Source organism: Vibrio sp. 1562, assembly GCF_033340155.1.
Lineage (GTDB): Bacteria > Pseudomonadota > Gammaproteobacteria > Enterobacterales > Vibrionaceae > Vibrio > Vibrio alginolyticus.
Genome location: NZ_JAWOVY010000005.1, coordinates 233,618 through 250,775, shown reverse-complemented (window position 1 = coordinate 250,775; position 17,158 = coordinate 233,618). Strand labels below are relative to the sequence as shown.

Here is a 17,158-nt window from a genome sequence, read left to right as displayed (position 1 = left end):
CAGTCATGACTAAGGAGTGGTTATGCAGCATTTGATTTTTGTCTACGGCACGTTACGCAAGGGAGAGTACAACCATCAGTATTTGCGCTCGGCGCAGTTTCTTGGTTTACATGAAACGGATGCTCAATTTGCAATGTATGACTTAGGCCCTTATCCAGCGTTGTCTGATGGGCAACGCTCGATTCAAGGTGAAGTGTATCTGATTGATGATGAAACCTTATCCGAGCTAGATAGGTTAGAAGATGTGCCAGTGGAATATCGCCGAGAGAGCATCGTTACGCCGTTTGGCCAAGCTTGGATCTACTTATATCAAGATACTGAGCAATTAACCGAAGAAATCGCTTCCGGAGATTGGTGTCAAAAGGTGTGAGCTATACTGACATTATCAATAGCAACGAGCTAAACACTAAGGAGTCACGATGAAAACATTCGTAATTGGATCAATGGCGTTGCTTCTTGCTGCATGCGCACAAACAACACTACCGACTTCGAATAATGTGACCGATTGGCAAGTGTTTGGTAAGCAGTCAGCTTTAGATGGATTACGGGAGTTATCTGAGGAGCGAATTGCGAAGCTGGATGATGTTAACCATGCGACGCCAGAACTGATAATGGCTTATCAAGCGGGTTACCAGCAAGGCAAGCAAGAGTATTGCGAGCAAAGTGCTTATATGCTCGGTGTTATCGGGCGGCCGTATTTTGGCATTTGTGATGATGTTGACCCCTTCTTTCAACATGACTACGACGCTGGACGAATGTCTTCAGCAGGCGCACCTATCTAGTTGACACAGGTAAGATGAAAGCAAAAGAGCTGCCCTAGAGCAGCTCTTTTTAATTTTGTATCAGCAGTGATGCTTATTTTTTCTGAGCGCGCTCGTAAGATTCTAGGATTTCAGCTTTGGCGGCAGCAACATCTGCCCAACCATCCACTTTCACCCACTTGCCTGCTTCAAGCTCTTTGTAACGCTCAAAGAATTGCGTGATCTGCGCTTTCAGTAGTTCTGGGATATCGTCCACATCTTGGATGTGCTCGTACTCTTTCGAGATTTTTGAGTGGGGAACCGCAAACACTTTTGCATCTTCACCCGATTCATCTGTCATCTTCAAAACGCCAACAGGACGGCAGCGAATGACTGAACCTGGCATGAGTGGGTATGGTGTTGGTACCAATACGTCGACTGGGTCGCCATCAAGAGACAGGGTATTGTTCACGTAGCCATAGTTGCATGGGTAGAACATTGGTGCAGACATGAAACGGTCGACAAATACAGCACCAGAGTCTTTATCTACTTCGTACTTGATTGGATCTGCATTTGCAGGAATTTCGATCACGACATAGATATCTTCAGGCAGCGACTTGCCTGCTGGTACATGGTTTAAGCTCATTAGAATATTCCTTTTCATTAACGATGAGTCACACAAAAGCGGCTTCATCTGATGATAAATTCGCGTTTCACTTTAGCGACAAAAACGCGGCAGGTAAACACCTGCCGCGTTGGACAAAGGTCTGAAATTATTCTTCGTCGCGGTGCAGTTCAAGGAACTCTTCAACTTTGCGAACCATGTTCTTCGAACCCACAAAGAAAGGTACACGCTGGTGCAACTCAGTAGGCTTGATGTCCATAATGCGATTCACGCCGTCCGATGCAATGCCGCCAGCTTGCTCAATGAGGAATGCCATAGGGTTACATTCGTAAAGCAGGCGTAGCTTGCCTTGTGGGTGGCTTTGTGTGCTTGGGTAAAGGTAGATACCGCCTTTCAGTAGGTTGCGGTGGAAATCAGCAACCAGCGAGCCAATGTAGCGAGAAGTGTATGGGCGACCGTCTTCTGGCACGTTTTCTTGGCAGTACTTGATGTACTTCTTCACCCCTTGAGGGAAACGAATGTAATTACCTTCGTTGATGGAGTAGATCTTACCATCATCAGGAATCATCATGTTTTCATGAGAAAGACAGAAGCTGCCGATAGATGGGTCGTAAGTAAAGCCGTTTACGCCGTTACCAGTTGTGTATACCAACATGGTGGAGGAGCCGTAAATCACGTAGCCCGCAGCCACTTGCTTGTGACCAGGTTGTAGGAAGTCTTCTTCAGTTGGTGGAGTACCGATTGGAGAAACACGACGGTAAATCGAGAAGATAGTACCAACAGAGACGTTCACATCGATGTTAGAAGAACCATCAAGTGGGTCCATCAGTACTACATATTTGGCGTTTTGGTTGAGTTCTTTATTGAACGCAACTGCTTCGTCTTCTTCTTCACTGGCAACGCCACACACTTGATCACGAGCTTCAAGCGCGGCTTTGAACTTATCGTTCGCGTAAACATCGAGCTTTTGCTGATCTTCACCTTGGACATTTTCCGTGCCTACAGCACCAGTGATATCACCGAGACCCGCTGCGTTGATTTCGCGGTTAACGATTTTTGCAGCTAAACGAATGGAGGCTAAAAGGGATGATAGATCACCGCTAGCGTGGGGGAAATCCGCTTGTTTTTCGACAATGAACTCGCCTAGGGTGCGCAGTCCTGACATGGTTAATCCTTACATTTTCATTTCATTGGGGGTAGTGCGCAAGTGAGCATCTCTTTATGGATGTTAAACGATTGCGCTGGATGTAAGTTTAAGTCGCAGATCTTTTTAATGGTAATGAAGTAACTGTTTGAGATCTCAATTTATTTGTAGACTTGTTTGAGGGATTCATCAGTAAGCAAGAGGTTGTACAGTCTGTGTTCAACCTTGTCATATTTGTGAAAGGGACTGCAAGAAGAAGGCTAAAGTCACTCGCTTTTCAGGCGGTAATCGCGATAATGAAAGCATTAAAAAACGCATTACAAGGTTTAGTTTATGCACATTCATATCTTGGGTATCTGTGGCACATTTATGGGCGGCGCAGCGATTCTAGCGCGCCAATTAGGACATAAAGTCACTGGTTCTGATGCCAACGTTTATCCGCCAATGAGCACACTGCTTGAGTCTCAAGGTATTGAAATTATTGAAGGCTTTGACCCGTCTCAACTCGACCCCCAACCAGATCTTGTGGTGATTGGTAACGCGATGAGCCGTGGCAACCCGTGTGTCGAGCATGTGCTCAACACTAACATGCGTTACACCTCTGGCCCGCAGTGGCTCAACGAGTTTTTGCTGCATGATCGTTGGGTATTGGCGGTATCGGGTACACATGGGAAAACGACCACGTCGAGCATGCTTGCTTGGATACTTGAAGATTGTGGTTATCAACCGGGTTTCTTAGTCGGTGGGGTACTCGGTAACTTCGGAGTGTCTGCTCGTTTGGGTGAAAGTATGTTTTTTGTCGTTGAAGCGGACGAATATGACAGTGCTTTTTTCGATAAGCGTTCTAAGTTTGTGCATTACCATCCTCGCACTTTAATCATGAACAATCTTGAGTTTGATCATGCTGATATCTTCGATGATCTAGAAGCGATCAAGCGCCAATTCCATCATTTAGTGCGAACTGTACCGGGCAATGGATTGATCTTAGCGCCGAGGCAGGATCAAGCGTTAGCGGATGTATTAGAGCGTGGCTGCTGGACTGAAAAACAGTTCTCTGGTGAGAATGGTGACTGGCAAGCGCACAAATTAGTGCTTGATGGCTCAAAATTTGACGTTGCGTTGCAAGGCGAGAAGGTTGGTACCGTCGAATGGAATTTGGTGGGTGACCACAATGTGGATAATGCGCTGATGGCAATCGCTGCTGCACGACATGTTGGAGTCACTCCGGATCTTGCTTGCCAGGCATTAGGGCGTTTCATCAATACCAAGCGCCGTTTAGAGCTGAAAGGTGAAGAACAAGGTGTGACGGTTTACGATGATTTTGCGCATCACCCAACGGCAATTGAACTTACTGTCGGTGGTTTGCGTAACAAGGTAGGTGAAAAACGCATCCTTGCTGTGTTAGAGCCGCGTTCTGCCACCATGAAGCGTGGTGTACACAAAAATACACTTGCAGAGTCACTACACAGTGCAGATGAAGTCTTCTTGTTCCAGCCAGATAATATCGAGTGGTCTGTGCAAGACATTGCTGATCAATGCAAGCAGCCAGCGTTTGTCGATGCCGATATAGATAACTTTGTGGCTAAAATTGTCGAACGTGCTCAGCCTGGAGACCAAATTCTGGTAATGAGTAACGGTGGCTTTGGTGGTATTCACGGAAAACTTCTTGAGCAGTTAAAACAAAAAGCCTGATTGATATGCAAAACAAAACACAACCCTCTCATAAAAAAGCCATCACGTTGGCATTAACGGGCGCTTCTGGTGCTCCCTACGGCCTTCGTCTTTTAGAATGCTTGGTTGCGGCGGATTATCATGTCTACGTTCTGATTTCTTCGGCAGCTCGTGTTGTGATGGCAACCGAGCATAATCTTAAGCTGCCAAGTGGTCCAGAAGCAGCGCAGCAAGCATTGGTAGAGCACCTGAACTGCAATCGAAATAACATCACCGTTTGCGGTAAAGACGATTGGTTCTCGCCGGTTGCCTCTGGTTCTGCTGCACCCAAGCAAATGGTGGTTTGCCCATGCTCTGCGGGAAGCGTTGCAGCCATAGCACATGGTATGTCGGACAACTTGATCGAACGGGCCGCTGATGTAGTAATGAAAGAGCGCGGGCAGTTGTTGCTCGTGGTTCGCGAAACACCATTTTCAACGCTACATCTGGAGAACATGCACAAACTGTCGCAAATGGGCGTCACCATCATGCCAGCAGCTCCAGGCTTCTATCATCAGCCAAAGAGTATTGAAGACTTAGTGGATTTTATGGTGGCGAGAATTCTTGACCACTTAGGTATTGAGCAAGGTTTGGTGCCTCGTTGGGGTTATGACCAGCGCTCGTGAGCTGATTGTGTAACCACTCAAATACCTTTACAATCCATCCAACTCATCGGGGAGCAAACCCATTTAGCATTGAGTCAATCAATGCATTGGGGCGCTGAGACCTAAGTGTTTAACTAGGGACCCGTATTACCTGAACCAGATAATGCTGGCGTAGGAATTGAGTCTGGATATTGGAAGTCCTTAATAGCCGCCTCAAACCCTGTGCCGCTCAACTTATTTCTCTGAAATACTCATGGAGAGCGAGCAGTGAAACCTACTCTAAATCTGATTGCCCTAGCTGCAATCACCTCTACTTCAGCGTTTGCCGCTGAAAACACATTAACCATCTATACCTACGACTCTTTTGCCGCAGATTGGGGCCCAGGTCCTAAAATCGAGCAAGCTTTTGAAGCAAAATGTGGCTGTGACGTTAACTTCGTAGCGTTGGACGATGGTGTGTCGATTCTGAATCGTCTTCGTCTTGAAGGCGGTAATAGCAAAGCGGACATCGTATTAGGTTTGGATAACAATCTGATGGCAGAAGCGAAGAAAACCGGTCTGCTTGCCGAGCACAATGTGGATACGGCCAACACAGTGTTACCAAACGGCTGGAGCGACACGACGTTTGTACCGTACGATTACGGCTACTTCGCGTTTGTGTACAACAAAGAGAAACTGGCTAATCCGCCGAAAAGCATGAAAGAGCTGGTGGAAACGCGCGACGATCTGAAAGTGATTTACCAAGATCCGCGGACTTCAACGCCGGGCCAAGGCTTAATGCTATGGATGAAATCTATTTATGGCGACGATGTGACGCAAGCGTGGCAGAAGCTAGCAAGCAAAACCGTAACGGTTACGAAAGGTTGGTCTGAGGCGTATTCTATGTTCCTCAATGGTGAGTCCGATTTAGTGCTTTCTTACACCACCTCACCTGCGTACCACTTAATTGCGGAAAACGATTCGAAGTTTGCGACGGCGAATTTTGCTGAAGGCCATTACATGCAAGTTGAAGTCGCCGCCAAAGTGAAAGGGGCAAAAAATTCAGAACTTGCTGATCAATTTATGAGTTTCATTTTAAGTGATGAGTTCCAATCGGCGATGCCAACGGGTAACTGGATGTACCCAGTCACTGACGTTGAGTTACCTAAAGGTTTTGAAACTTTGAGTGTTCCAAGCAAGTCGTTGAGCTTTAGTGCTGATGAAGTGGCAAAAATGCGTAAGTCTTGGATTCGCGAATGGCAAAGCGCATTGACGTTTTAGCTGACGTTTCCACCCTCATCTGAATGAGATAGGTTTTACCTTTGAATTCTGTTCCAAAAATAGGTTTAGGGGTCGCGATGATCATCGCGACCTTTGTTATTTCTGCCCTAGGTGCTTTGATTGTTCAAGCCCCTTCACTTGATGTGTCTGTGGTATGGGGCGACCCGTACTATCAACATGTCACCAAGTTCAGTTTCTACCAAGCGTTTCTTTCCACATTGCTCAGTGTTGGCTTTGCCATTCCAGTAGCGCACGCACTTTCGCGTCGCCAATTTATTGGTAAATCATTACTGCTTAAGCTGTTTGCATCGACACTGGTTTTGCCGGTTTTGGTTGGTGTTTTTGGGCTGTTAGCGATTTATGGCAACAGTGGTTTGTTGGCGCAGTGGTTGCAAAGTTTCGACACTAAACTGCCATTCTCTATTTACGGTTTGAACGGCATTTTACTCGCCCATGTGTTCTTTAATTTACCTTACGCGGCACGATTGCTTCTGCAAGCCTTGGAGTCTATTCCTGCCGAGCAGCATAAGCTTTGCGCGCATCTTGGGATGAGCCATTGGGATAAGTTTCGCTGGGTAGAATGGCCGCGTTTAAGGCAGCAGCTTCCCCACGTTTGTGGGTTGGTGTTTATGTTGTGCTTTACCAGTTTTGCCACTGTAATGGTGTTGGGGGGCGGGCCAAAATCCACCACCATTGAATTGGCCATTTACCAAGCGATTAAGTTTGATTTTGATTTACAAGCTGGGGCGTTATTGGCGCTGTGGCAGATGCTGTTATGTGGACTGCTTGCTATTGGTGTGCAGAAGTTAACAAGGCCTGTTTCTATCAGTGCTGGAAGCACATCGGTACAGCAATATTTAACGAAGGATCATGGGTGGTCAAAAGCTTGGGATAGCTTTTGGATCATAGGTGCCTTTTTACTGGTAATACCGCCGTTATTGATGGTGTTACTGAGTGGCATCAACCAACAAGTTTGGACAGTATTAACCGATGAGCGTTTTTGGTTTGCGCTATTGAACTCCCTCAAAGTCGCCTGTGTCGCTAGCGCGCTTGCGGTCGCTGCAGGGGTGTCCATACTATTGACCAGTCGCCGTTGGCGGTTGCAGTACAAAAACACGCGAGCCGATCAGATAGAGTTAATCGGCACCATTATTTTGGTGACTCCAGGTCTGGTGATTAGCACCGGTTTATTCTTACTACTGCGCGCATTTACCGATGTTTTTAGCTTGGCATTTTTTGTCGTGATTTTGGTGAACGGTTTGATGGCTTTGCCTTACGTGATCAAAACGCTAGCGCAGCCAATGCTGCACATTGAACAACAGTATCAGTATGTATGTGCCAGCTTAGGCATGCGTGGCTGGCAACGGTTTAAAGTGGTGGAGTGGCAGGCGCTACGCAAGCCGTTTGCACATGCGTTTGCGATCAGCTTTATGTTTGCAATAGGGGATTTAAGTGCCATCGCACTGTTTGGTGGACAAGAGTTTCGTACCTTACCTCTGTATTTGTTCCAGTTGCTTGGCAGTTATCAGATGGACGCAGCTGCGGTGGTATCGGTGACCCTATTGTTGTTGAGTGTGGGCTGTTTTGCCTTGATTGAGAAAGTATTGAAAACGAAGGAGAGAGCGTAATGTTAGTGTTGGATGATGTGCAGTACACCTACCAACGTGAACTGTTTCGTTTTGACTTAACGATTGAGCAAGGACAGATTGTATCGCTGATGGGACCAAGTGGGGCAGGGAAGTCAACCTTGCTGGCGTTGGTGGCAGGATTCATCCATCCTGACCGTGGTGATATTTGTGTTGATGGTGAGTCCATTGTGCGTAAAGAGCCTTATCTGCGTCCGTTCTCTATGTTGTTCCAAGAGCACAATTTGTTTGCTCACTTATCGGTGCGTGACAACATCGGTTTGGGCTTACACCCGGGGCTAAAGCTCACGGTGGACCAAAATCGTCAGATTGAACAAGCCGCGCAGCAAGTTGGTGTTGCAGAGTACCTCGACCGTTTGCCAGAGCATCTTTCTGGTGGCCAGCGTCAACGTGTTGCCTTAGCGCGTTGTTTTGTTCAGCCTCATCCCATGTGGCTATTGGATGAGCCGTTCTCGGCGCTTGATCCGGTGTTGCGTGAAGAGATGCTGAGCTTGGTAAAAAAACTCGCAGCAGAGCGGGGAATAACCGTATTGATGGTCACGCACCATTTAAGCGATGCCAAAGCGATTGCCAGCCACTTTGTGTTTGTGGCAGATGGTAAAGTGGAAGCCGCGGGTGATATGTCTGCATTGAGTGAACAGCATGCTAGTGAGAAGCTTGCGGCATTTATCCGAGCCGCATGCTAGTGCCTGATAGTTGCTAGGTTATGCTTCTCCGCAACACAAACCATGCCTAGGGCCAAATTCAAATTGAGATCTTAAGCTCATGATATGGTCAATCATTGCTTGTACGCGCCGTGGGCGGTTTGCTCCAGGACGATAGACTAGATAAATAGGCATTGGTACCGTGTGCCATTGCGGCAACACTCTGACTAAGGTGCCACTTTCTAGCTCTTGCGTCATGTTTTGCACAGGTAAGTTAGCGATGCCTAGTCCTTTAAGTGCACCTTTCAATATTGCTTCTACAGTTGTACTTGAGAAGTTACTGGTTATTGAAACATTGACGGTATTATCGTGTGAGATCAGCGTCCAAGGCCCTATTTCTGAAACATATTGATACCTCAAACAGTTGTGTTTTGTCAGATCTTCTGGCGTTTCAGGTACGCCGAACTCAGCTAAATACTCAGGGCTAGCAGCCAGAACTCGAGTGGTATAGCCTAATTTTTTTGCGATCAATCGATCATCAACTATCTGACCGACTCGAATTGCCATATCAAAGCCGTGTGAAAAGAGATCAACAAAATCGTTCGATGCTTCTAACGCAATTTGTACTTTTGGCCATTGTTTTAAAAATGGCAAAAAGATGTGCTCCGCCATATACGCATCCAACGCTGGTGGCGCGGAAATACGCAGCCGGCCTTGGATCTGTTGTTCCATCTCCTGAACGTCATGGCCAATTGAGTGGAATTCCTCAACTAAGCTTGCAGCACGCTCTAAAACCATTTGGCCAGCTTCGGTGATCACTAACTTTCGGGTTGTGCGCTCTAGGAGTTTGGCTTCAAAGTGTTGTTCGAGTTTGGTTATGGCTTTGCTAACAGTAGATTTTGGTAGGTTTAACTCCAGCGCGCACTTGGTTAAGCTCAGTAGTCGACAGCTTGTGACAAAGATAGAAAGCGTTCTAAAGTCAATTGTTTCTAAATTGCGAACAATCACTTTCAATTATCTATATTGTTTCAATATTAATCTGATTATAGTCTGGCATCTCATCCTTAGCCATCAAGTTATTGTCATTTGAGGTAAACAACATGTCCAACTCTGTAGACTTATTTTCTCCTATCGAACTCGGTCAATTAGCATTAGATAACCGTGCCATTATGGCGCCTTTAACGCGAGCTCGTGCTGGTGCGGACCATATTCCTAATGACCTTATGGTTGAATACTACGCTCAACGTGCGAGTGCCGGACTTATCATTGCTGAATGCACCATGGTGATGGAAGGTACGTCTGCTTTCATGGCAGAGCCGGGCATTTACAGCGAAGAGCAAATCGCAGCTTGGAAAAAGGTAACGGATGCGGTTCATGAGAGAGGCGGTAAGATTGTACTGCAAATTTGGCATGCGGGACGAGCTTGTCATCCTGATCTGAATGAAGGAAAAACACCTGTAGCGGCGAGCGCATTGGCCATTCGTGATGAATTAGTCCATACCCCTTCGGGTAAGCAAGCATATACGGTACCACGAGCACTCGAAGTGGATGAGATAGCTTCCATTGTTGCGGCGTTTAAACAAGGTGCAGAAAACGCCAAGAAAGCCGGCTTTGATGGGGTCGAGATACATGGCGCCAATGGTTATCTTATTGATAACTTCCTTCGTGACGGTTCAAATTTACGTACCGATGAATACGGTGGCTCGGTTGAAAATCGTGCTCGATTTTTACTTGAGATAGTGAAAGAAGTCGTTGAGGTATGGGGACCTGGAAGAGTCGGTCTGCGCACATCTCCGCTAAATGGATTTAATGACATGAAAGACAGTGATCCAGTTGGCTTGGTGCGTTACTTAGCAGAGCAACTTAATTCTTTCGATCTTGCTTATTGGCACGTGATGCGTGCGGATCTGAAAGGCGTACAAAAAGCAGATGTTCTCAAGCCAGCACGCGAAACCTATCAAGGTCACTTAATGGCGAACGTGGGCTACAGTGCACAAGAAGCGGCAACAGCAATTGCAGAAAACAAAGTTGATGTGGTCGCATTTGGCGTTCCCTTTATCGCAAACCCAGATTTAGTTGAGCGATTTAAGAAAAATGCACCTCTTAATGAGGCGAAACCAGAACACTTTTATTTGGGTGGAGCAGAAGGTTATACCGATTACCCAATGATGGCATAACCCTTACTTGTTTAATATAAAAAGGACGCTAATGTTAGCGTCCTTTTTCGTTTCTGTATTTACTTAGCCTTGCGGTTTTACGACCATCACATTGATTGGAGAATATTCCACAACCTTACTCGCGACAGAGCCAAGCATTACTTTATTGATTTTAGAGCGCTTGTGACTTGGCATAATGATGAGATCAGCGCCTAAACGTTCTGCATAATCAAGAATGGTCGCGTAGGCCTTGCCTTCAGCAACATGCACTTGGTAAACCACATCTTCAGCAATATGCTCATTAGCGAAAGTTTTTAGTTGCTGCTTCACGTCTTGCTTCATTTTGGCCGCAGCATCTTTCGGAAAGTATGTGGCAACCATCGACATGTGAATACCAGGTAGTACCGTCAGAAGATGGATTTGAGCATTTGCTTGCTTTGCCTGCCAAACCGCTAGTTCAACCGCTCGGTCTGAAAAGCCTTGGTCATTTAGATCAACCGGAACAAGAATTTGTTTGTACATTCAATGTCTCTCATTAAGGCCCCTTTATCCTCGGGGCCAAATCGGTTATGCGCTCAATTGTTCCTTACGAGCACGACGTTTTTGGTTCATTGCAAGCACCAGCAAAATCATTAAGCATGGTACAAACACCCACTCTTTCATCGGACGGTCTGCATCCTGGATAACCCACTTGATTTCCCAATCAAAGTCGATACCTGCGGACTCTGCTGGACTACCAAATTCAACCATATCGACAATCATTTTGTTGTCACTTTCGGTCAGCATCAGACCCATAGATGAAATACGTTCGTCTGCTGTTGTCGCACTGTCTTCGAATGGAAGACGAACCGTTTTCTCAATGTAGTCGCCCTCAAGGTTTTCACCGGCAACACGTAACTCCAATGATTCTCCTACATTTAGTGTTTCCGTGATTTGAGCTACCTCAACGCCAGGAGAAAGAACTTTCGCTGGGTACAGCATGTCCCACCAAAAACCTGGACGGAAAAACGAAAACGTCAGTACTAATAATAGGACTGTTTCCCACCACTTGTTACGCGTGAACCACCACCCTTGAGTTGCCGCAGAGAAAATCAGCATTGCAATGATCGATGAGATGACCGTGAGTGCCAAATGCCACCAAGAGTCGATCCCCATTAACAATAGCTGGGTATTGAACACAAACATGAACGGCAAAATAGCGGTTCGAATATCGTAAGTAAAACCTTGGATACCGGTACGAATTGGATCTGATTTCGCAATTGCTGCTGCTGCAAAAGCCGCAAGGCCTACAGGTGGGGTATCGTCGGCCAAAATACCAAAGTAGAAAACGAACAAGTGCACCGCTATCAACGGAATAATTAAGCCATGCGCTGCGCCGAGCGTAACAATAACCGGCGCCATTAGCGTAGAGACCACGATGTAGTTCGCCGTTGTTGGCAGACCCATCCCCAGAACCAAGCTAATGATGGCGGTAAAGAGCAGCATAAGAATGATGCTGCCACCAGAGATAAACTCGACGAAGTCGGTCATCACTAGGCCGATACCCGTTAGTGTAACAACACCAACAACGGTGCCCGCTGCCGCGGTTGCAACGCCGATACCAATCATATTGCGCGCACCAGAAACTAAGCTCTCGGCAAGATCGACAAAGCCATCTTTGGTTTGCTGAAGCATGTCACCTTGCTTTGACAGCAGTGCAATCAACGGACGTTGAGTAAGCAAAATGAAAATCATGAACACCGTTGCCCAGAATGCCGAAAGGCCAGGTGAGAAACGTTCGACAGTCAAACACCAAACCAATACGACGATAGGGAGTAGGTAGTGCAAGCCTGACTTAACGGTTGGACCAGGATCAGGTACTTCTGTTAATTCTGCATCAATCTCAATTGCGCCATCTTGCACGTGATTTGCTGAGACTTTCACCAACCCAACGTACGCGATTAATAGTGCGACGGTAACAATTGGTGTCGCGGCATCACCAAAGACGTCCTTTGTCCAACCCACTCCGTAGTAAACCAATGCGCTGATCACACACAATCCTAAGATTGTGCCAGTAAAGGACAGCAGACTTTGTACTAGTGTTGGGTTGTGGCGACGAGGAAGGCCCGTCATGCCTGCTTTACATGCTTCAAGGTGAACAATGTAAATTAAAGCAATATAAGAGATTAGCGCTGGAAGTAGGGCAGCTTTAATCACCTCAACGTAGGAGATACCGACGTATTCCACCATCAAAAATGCTGCTGCACCCATGATTGGCGGTGTTAACTGACCATTGGTTGAAGCCGCTACCTCTACCGCACCCGCTTTTGTGCCGGGAAAGCCAACACGCTTCATCAGTGGAATCGTAAAGGTGCCAGTTGTTACTACGTTTGCGATTGAAGAACCAGAAACCAGACCAGATAAACCTGATGCAACAACGGCCGCTTTAGCTGGACCACCTTTCATATGGCCAAGTAACGAGAAGGCAACTTTAATGAAGTAAGCACCAGCACCAGCGCGTTCCAGCATTGCTCCAAACAATACAAACAAGAAGACAAAAGAGGTAGAAACACCTAGCGCAACCCCAAATACGCCTTCTGTTGTTAGCCACAAGTGGGACATGGCCTTGTTCAAGCTTGCCCCTTTGTGTGCGATAACGTCAGGCATGTAAGGGCCTGCAAAGGTGTAAGTAAGGAAAACAGCAGCCACGACCATCAATGGTGGACCAAGAGCTCGGCGTGTTGCTTCTAAAAGGAGGATCATACCGATAACAGCAACAACGATATCAACCGTTGTCGGTGCGCCTGAGCGTCCTGCTAGCTCGGTATAAAAAAGGTATATATAGGCTGCTGAAAAGCTGCCAGCCAACGCGAGTATCCAATCAACAAGAGGGATATGATCGCGAGGAGAATTCTTCATCGCTGGATAAGCAGTGAAAGCCAAAAAGATCGCGAAAGTAAGGTGGATAGATCGCGCTTCCGTGTCGTTCAGTACGCCAAAATTGAAAATAAATGGTAACGGGGATGCGTACCATAATTGAAATAGTGACCAACACAGAGGAACAAACCAAAGGATTCGTCCTTGCATTCCCGAAGGGCTACGTGCACCTGTGTCTGCCTGAGCCACCATTTCTTGCACATCTTGTGACGGAGCTTGATTCGTCGCCATGTACTTTTTCCTTATTATTGATGGTCCTGTCTGATTTTTATCGAGAACCACACTTCGCCTCTATCAGTGTAGTGAATGGAGCGAAGTTTGCTTTCGAGTATTTTGCTGCCTGAACTCAAAGTGTTGATTGTTGGATACTCTGTTAGGCGGCGTTTAAGTTTTCTTGGGTATGAGCTCGCAGTTTTCAGAAGAAAACTGGCGAATGAAGCATACAGTTAGAACGTGCTACAACCTGTATGCTCAAACAGGCAGAAAATATTCTTTCCTGCCTGTATGTAGAGTCTGAGGAAATTACTTAATTAGACCCATTTCTTTGTAGTATTTTTCTGCACCTGGGTGAAGAGGAATAGAAAGACCAGCTTTCACCATGTCTTCTTTCTTCAAGTTTGCGAATGCAGGGTGTAGACGTTTGAAGGTATCAAAGTTTTCAAACACAGCTTTTGCCACGTTGTAAGCGACATCGTCTGAAACATCAGAGGTCGTTACCATTGTTGCTGCAACACCAAAGCTGTTTACGTCTTTGTCTGTGCCGCGGTACATACCAGCCGGTACTGAGCTAAAGGCGTAGTATGGGTTGTCGGCAACAATTTTATCGATTTTAGGGCCTGTTGCTGAAACTAGCTTCGCATCACATGATGTGGTTGCTTCTTTGATTGAACCGTTCGGGTGGCCGACCATGTAAATGAAGGCGTCAATTTTGTTATCACAAAGTGCCTGAGAGCGTTCAGAGCCTTTTAGCTCAGACGCCAATTTGAAGCTGTCGTTTGTCCAACCCATCGCTTCCATGACAACGCCCATCGTTGCACGGTCACCAGAGCCTGGATTACCGATGTTTACGCGCTTACCTTTCAGGTCTTCAACGTTTTCAATACCTGAATCTGCACGCGCAATGATGTTGAAAGGTTCTGTATGAAGAGAGAACATTGCGCGTAGCTTCTTGTACGGGCCTTGTTCTTCAAACTTGCTCGTACCGTTGTAGCCGTGGTACTGCCAATCCGATTGCACGATACCAAAATCTAATTCGCCTGCACGGATAGTGTTAACGTTGTAAATTGAGCCACCAGTCGATTCTACTGAACAACGGATGTTGTGGTCTTTACGACCTTTATTTACCAACTTACAGATAGCACCACCAGTTGGGTAGTAAACACCTGTCACAGAGCCAGTACCGATGGTAATAAACTCTTGAGCGTTAACTGCGCCTGCGCCCATTACGGCTGCAGCGATAGCGCCTACTTTGAGAAGTTTGTTAAATGCCATGAATTTCCCTTCCTTATATTCATTATTTACCCGGAAATAACCATAAATCACTTCTGGAGTTTCCTATTTGGAAACGGCACCTTTTTCAATCCAATCGTTTGAAAAAGCGAGCGAATCATAACAAAAAATTGGCAGAAAATTATCCAATTGTTAAATGTTATAGTTGATAAGTCTGAATTTTGTATCAGGGGATAGGATTCAATTTGTGATTTAATTCTTTTTAAAACAATTGCTTAATTAACGTTTAGTGACTGAAATGAAAAAGATCAATTGCGTGATGTTAATCACAAAATGGATGGTTAAAGAATGAGCGGAGTAAGCAAAAAATTTACATAAATTATGGGCTACAAAATGAGACTTCTTTTATAACCCACAATGAGTTAGCTGATTGAAGCTTTATAGAACTTAACCAGTATATTCGAACAGCTCGCACACTGATTTGAAGAGTTGCTCAGTCGTAATTGCCATGGTTGGCGTAATGAAAATGGTATCGTCACCTGCGACAACACCAAGAATACCTTCGGATTTACCGAGTGAATCAAGCAAGCGAGCAATCAACTGTGCTGCACCTGGGCCAGTGTGAATTACTACTAACGCTGCGTTACGATCGATGTCTAGTACTAGTTCACGCAGAGAACTGCTGACTGTTGGGACACCTAGCTCAGCAGGAAGACAGTAAACCATTTCCATTTTTGCATTGCGCGTACGGACGGCGCCAAATTTAGTCAGCATACGTGAGACTTTAGATTGGTTGATACTCTCAAACCCTTGCTGTTTGAGTGCGTCAACAATCTCGCCCTGTGAGCCAAAGCTTTCTTCTTTTAACAGGGCTTTAAAGGCGCGAACTAAGTTGTCTTGTTTTTCTGAATTGCGCATAGTCATTACAAATCTCTTATTACGGGTCAGCAATTTTGCATATTCTCGCATATATATTCAGGCGGTGCCAAAGAGTCCCAGGATTATGTTAGATGCGTCACTGTAAACTATATACCACATAGAATTCTTTAGCGCGCTGAAGTAGGGCTGTATCTGTTTTCTTGAATTCCTTGTCATTTCAACAGAATAAAAGAATAATCCAAGCCCCATTTGTAGCACGGTAACAGCGAGTTGCGCGAGGTCGCAAAGCTAGCGTTAATTGATTGTAATCAAGTTGTGATTCCGATAGCTTTATTTAAGTTGGTTACAAACTACCCTACGAATACGTTTATAAGAGAAATACTCTCAAGGAGAACTACATGAAAGTAGCCGTTATTGGTGCCGCTGGTGGCATCGGTCAAGCCCTGGCCCTTCTACTTAAGAACCGTCTTCCTGCTGGTTCTGATCTAGCCCTATATGATATTGCTCCAGTAACTCCTGGTGTGGCCGCTGATCTTAGCCACATCCCTACGCCAGTTTCTATCAAAGGTTACGCTGGTGAAGATCCTACTCCAGCACTAGAAGGCGCGGATGTTGTGCTAATTTCTGCTGGTGTTGCGCGTAAGCCAGGTATGGATCGTGCGGATCTATTTAATGTAAACGCTGGTATCGTTAAATCGCTAGCGGAGAAGATTGCGGTTGTTTGTCCGAAAGCTTGTGTTGGTATCATCACAAACCCTGTAAATACAACAGTGCCAATTGCTGCTGAAGTTCTTAAAAAAGCGGGTGTTTATGATAAGCGTCGTCTATTTGGTGTAACAACGTTGGATGTTATCCGTTCAGAAACGTTTGTTGCTGAGCTAAAAGACAAAGATCCAGGTGACGTTCGCGTGCCAGTAATTGGTGGTCACTCTGGCGTAACGATCTTACCTCTACTGTCTCAAGTAGAAGGTGTTGAGTTTACAGCTGAAGAAGTAGAAGCATTAACGAAACGTATTCAAAATGCAGGTACTGAAGTTGTAGAAGCGAAAGCGGGTGGTGGTAGTGCAACACTATCAATGGGCCAAGCTGCATGTCGCTTTGGTCTGTCTCTGGTTCGTGCTCTTCAAGGTGAAGAAGGCGTAGTTGAGTGCGCTTACGTTGAAGGCGACGGCGAACACGCGACTTACTTCGCGCAACCTGTAAAACTGGGTAAAGAAGGCGTTGAAGAAGTACTAAGCTACGGCAAACTCAGCGATTACGAAAAGTCTGCATTAGACGGTATGCTAGAAACACTAAATGGCGACATCAACATTGGTGTTGAATTCGCAAAGTAACCTAGAAAGCCTATATAAGAAGAAAGCCGATCATTTTGATCGGCTTTTTT

The 17,158-nt window shown here is 46.0% G+C and carries 16 protein-coding genes and 1 riboswitch; of the genes, 9 read left to right on the top strand and 7 right to left on the bottom strand.

The annotated features are described in order from the left end of the window. Positions 1 to 22: 22 nt before the first annotated feature. Positions 23 to 370 carry a gamma-glutamylcyclotransferase gene (locus R7Z49_RS07735; RefSeq protein WP_033906019.1) on the top strand — a complete coding sequence of 116 codons (348 nt, stop codon included), beginning with the start codon at positions 23 to 25 and terminating at the stop codon, positions 368 to 370. Positions 371 to 419: 49 nt separating this feature from the next. After that, positions 420 to 782, top strand: coding sequence for a DUF2799 domain-containing protein (locus R7Z49_RS07730; protein ID WP_053306847.1), 363 nt, complete (start codon positions 420 to 422; stop codon positions 780 to 782). 73 nt (positions 783 to 855) lie between these two features. Here the strand turns inward: R7Z49_RS07730 and ppa are convergent, their stop codons facing one another. Both ppa and fbp read right to left on the bottom strand, forming a co-directional pair. Beyond that, positions 856 to 1,386, bottom strand: a complete 531-nt coding sequence (gene ppa, locus R7Z49_RS07725) for an inorganic diphosphatase (RefSeq protein ID WP_005379635.1) — start codon at positions 1,384 to 1,386, stop codon at positions 856 to 858. A gap of 127 nt (positions 1,387 to 1,513) precedes the next feature. Next, the gene (gene fbp, locus R7Z49_RS07720; RefSeq protein ID WP_005383114.1) at positions 1,514 to 2,530 is read right to left on the bottom strand and encodes a class 1 fructose-bisphosphatase; all 1,017 of its coding nucleotides are present in this window, start codon (positions 2,528 to 2,530) and stop codon (positions 1,514 to 1,516) included. A gap of 312 nt (positions 2,531 to 2,842) precedes the next feature. On the opposite strand from fbp, the gene mpl reads away from it, so the two are divergent. The 5 genes from mpl (at position 2,843) to thiQ (ending at position 8,416) form a co-directional block, all read left to right on the top strand. Then, the gene (gene mpl / locus R7Z49_RS07715; protein ID WP_318111515.1) at positions 2,843 to 4,201 is read left to right on the top strand and encodes a UDP-N-acetylmuramate:L-alanyl-gamma-D-glutamyl-meso-diaminopimelate ligase; all 1,359 of its coding nucleotides are present in this window, start codon (positions 2,843 to 2,845) and stop codon (positions 4,199 to 4,201) included. Between the two features lie 5 nt (positions 4,202 to 4,206). Beyond that, complete coding sequence (locus R7Z49_RS07710) at positions 4,207 to 4,845, top strand: flavin prenyltransferase UbiX (protein ID WP_005379640.1); 639 nt, start codon at positions 4,207 to 4,209, stop codon at positions 4,843 to 4,845. Positions 4,846 to 4,882: 37 nt separating this feature from the next. Further along, positions 4,883 to 5,019: riboswitch (TPP riboswitch) on the top strand. 72 nt (positions 5,020 to 5,091) lie between these two features. Beyond that, positions 5,092 to 6,084, top strand: coding sequence for a thiamine ABC transporter substrate binding subunit (gene thiB / locus R7Z49_RS07705; RefSeq protein WP_130544794.1), 993 nt, complete (start codon positions 5,092 to 5,094; stop codon positions 6,082 to 6,084). A gap of 41 nt (positions 6,085 to 6,125) precedes the next feature. Then, positions 6,126 to 7,712 (top strand): thiamine/thiamine pyrophosphate ABC transporter permease ThiP, encoded by a 1,587-nt coding sequence (thiP, locus tag R7Z49_RS07700; RefSeq protein WP_318111514.1) that lies wholly within the window; start codon positions 6,126 to 6,128, stop codon positions 7,710 to 7,712. Further along, positions 7,712 to 8,416, top strand: a complete 705-nt coding sequence (gene thiQ / locus R7Z49_RS07695) for a thiamine ABC transporter ATP-binding protein (protein ID WP_005379648.1) — start codon at positions 7,712 to 7,714, stop codon at positions 8,414 to 8,416. Before thiP ends, thiQ begins: the two co-directional genes overlap by 1 nt. A gap of 18 nt (positions 8,417 to 8,434) precedes the next feature. Here the strand turns inward: thiQ and R7Z49_RS07690 are convergent, their stop codons facing one another. Further along, entirely contained in the window at positions 8,435 to 9,382 is a 948-nt protein-coding gene (locus R7Z49_RS07690; protein WP_005379650.1) for a LysR family transcriptional regulator, read from the bottom strand. Between the two features lie 92 nt (positions 9,383 to 9,474). Here R7Z49_RS07690 and R7Z49_RS07685 point away from each other — a divergent pair, with 92 nt between their 5' ends. After that, positions 9,475 to 10,551: an alkene reductase gene (locus R7Z49_RS07685; RefSeq protein WP_318111512.1), complete on the top strand. Its 1,077-nt coding sequence runs from the start codon at positions 9,475 to 9,477 to the stop codon at positions 10,549 to 10,551. A gap of 63 nt (positions 10,552 to 10,614) precedes the next feature. On the opposite strand, the gene R7Z49_RS07680 is transcribed toward R7Z49_RS07685, so the two are convergent. From R7Z49_RS07680 to argR, 4 genes are all read right to left on the bottom strand, one after another. Continuing rightward, positions 10,615 to 11,052 (bottom strand): universal stress protein, encoded by a 438-nt coding sequence (locus tag R7Z49_RS07680; protein ID WP_005379654.1) that lies wholly within the window; start codon positions 11,050 to 11,052, stop codon positions 10,615 to 10,617. Positions 11,053 to 11,097: 45 nt separating this feature from the next. After that, a complete protein-coding gene (locus R7Z49_RS07675; protein WP_186584483.1) occupies positions 11,098 to 13,677 on the bottom strand; it encodes a TRAP transporter permease in 2,580 nt (859 codons plus the stop codon). A gap of 291 nt (positions 13,678 to 13,968) precedes the next feature. After that, complete coding sequence (locus tag R7Z49_RS07670) at positions 13,969 to 14,937, bottom strand: TAXI family TRAP transporter solute-binding subunit (RefSeq protein ID WP_005379657.1); 969 nt, start codon at positions 14,935 to 14,937, stop codon at positions 13,969 to 13,971. 405 nt (positions 14,938 to 15,342) lie between these two features. Beyond that, positions 15,343 to 15,813 (bottom strand): transcriptional regulator ArgR, encoded by a 471-nt coding sequence (gene argR / locus R7Z49_RS07665; RefSeq protein ID WP_005379659.1) that lies wholly within the window; start codon positions 15,811 to 15,813, stop codon positions 15,343 to 15,345. Positions 15,814 to 16,172: 359 nt separating this feature from the next. On the opposite strand from argR, the gene mdh reads away from it, so the two are divergent. Further along, positions 16,173 to 17,108, top strand: coding sequence for a malate dehydrogenase (gene mdh, locus R7Z49_RS07660; RefSeq protein ID WP_005379660.1), 936 nt, complete (start codon positions 16,173 to 16,175; stop codon positions 17,106 to 17,108). Positions 17,109 to 17,158 lie beyond the last annotated feature (50 nt).

Coding starts and splice junctions, on each gene's coding strand:
- R7Z49_RS07710 (WP_005379640.1), top strand. CDS start 4,207: ATGCAAAACAAAACACAACCCTCTCATAAAAAAGCCATCACGTTGGCA.
- thiQ (WP_005379648.1), top strand. CDS start 7,712: ATGTTAGTGTTGGATGATGTGCAGTACACCTACCAACGTGAACTGTTT.
- R7Z49_RS07735 (WP_033906019.1), top strand. CDS start 23: ATGCAGCATTTGATTTTTGTCTACGGCACGTTACGCAAGGGAGAGTAC.
- fbp (WP_005383114.1), bottom strand. CDS start 2,530: ATGTCAGGACTGCGCACCCTAGGCGAGTTCATTGTCGAAAAACAAGCG.
- mpl (WP_318111515.1), top strand. CDS start 2,843: ATGCACATTCATATCTTGGGTATCTGTGGCACATTTATGGGCGGCGCA.
- R7Z49_RS07680 (WP_005379654.1), bottom strand. CDS start 11,052: ATGTACAAACAAATTCTTGTTCCGGTTGATCTAAATGACCAAGGCTTT.
- R7Z49_RS07730 (WP_053306847.1), top strand. CDS start 420: ATGAAAACATTCGTAATTGGATCAATGGCGTTGCTTCTTGCTGCATGC.
- R7Z49_RS07685 (WP_318111512.1), top strand. CDS start 9,475: ATGTCCAACTCTGTAGACTTATTTTCTCCTATCGAACTCGGTCAATTA.
- mdh (WP_005379660.1), top strand. CDS start 16,173: ATGAAAGTAGCCGTTATTGGTGCCGCTGGTGGCATCGGTCAAGCCCTG.
- ppa (WP_005379635.1), bottom strand. CDS start 1,386: ATGAGCTTAAACCATGTACCAGCAGGCAAGTCGCTGCCTGAAGATATC.
- argR (WP_005379659.1), bottom strand. CDS start 15,813: ATGCGCAATTCAGAAAAACAAGACAACTTAGTTCGCGCCTTTAAAGCC.
- R7Z49_RS07675 (WP_186584483.1), bottom strand. CDS start 13,677: ATGGCGACGAATCAAGCTCCGTCACAAGATGTGCAAGAAATGGTGGCT.
- R7Z49_RS07670 (WP_005379657.1), bottom strand. CDS start 14,937: ATGGCATTTAACAAACTTCTCAAAGTAGGCGCTATCGCTGCAGCCGTA.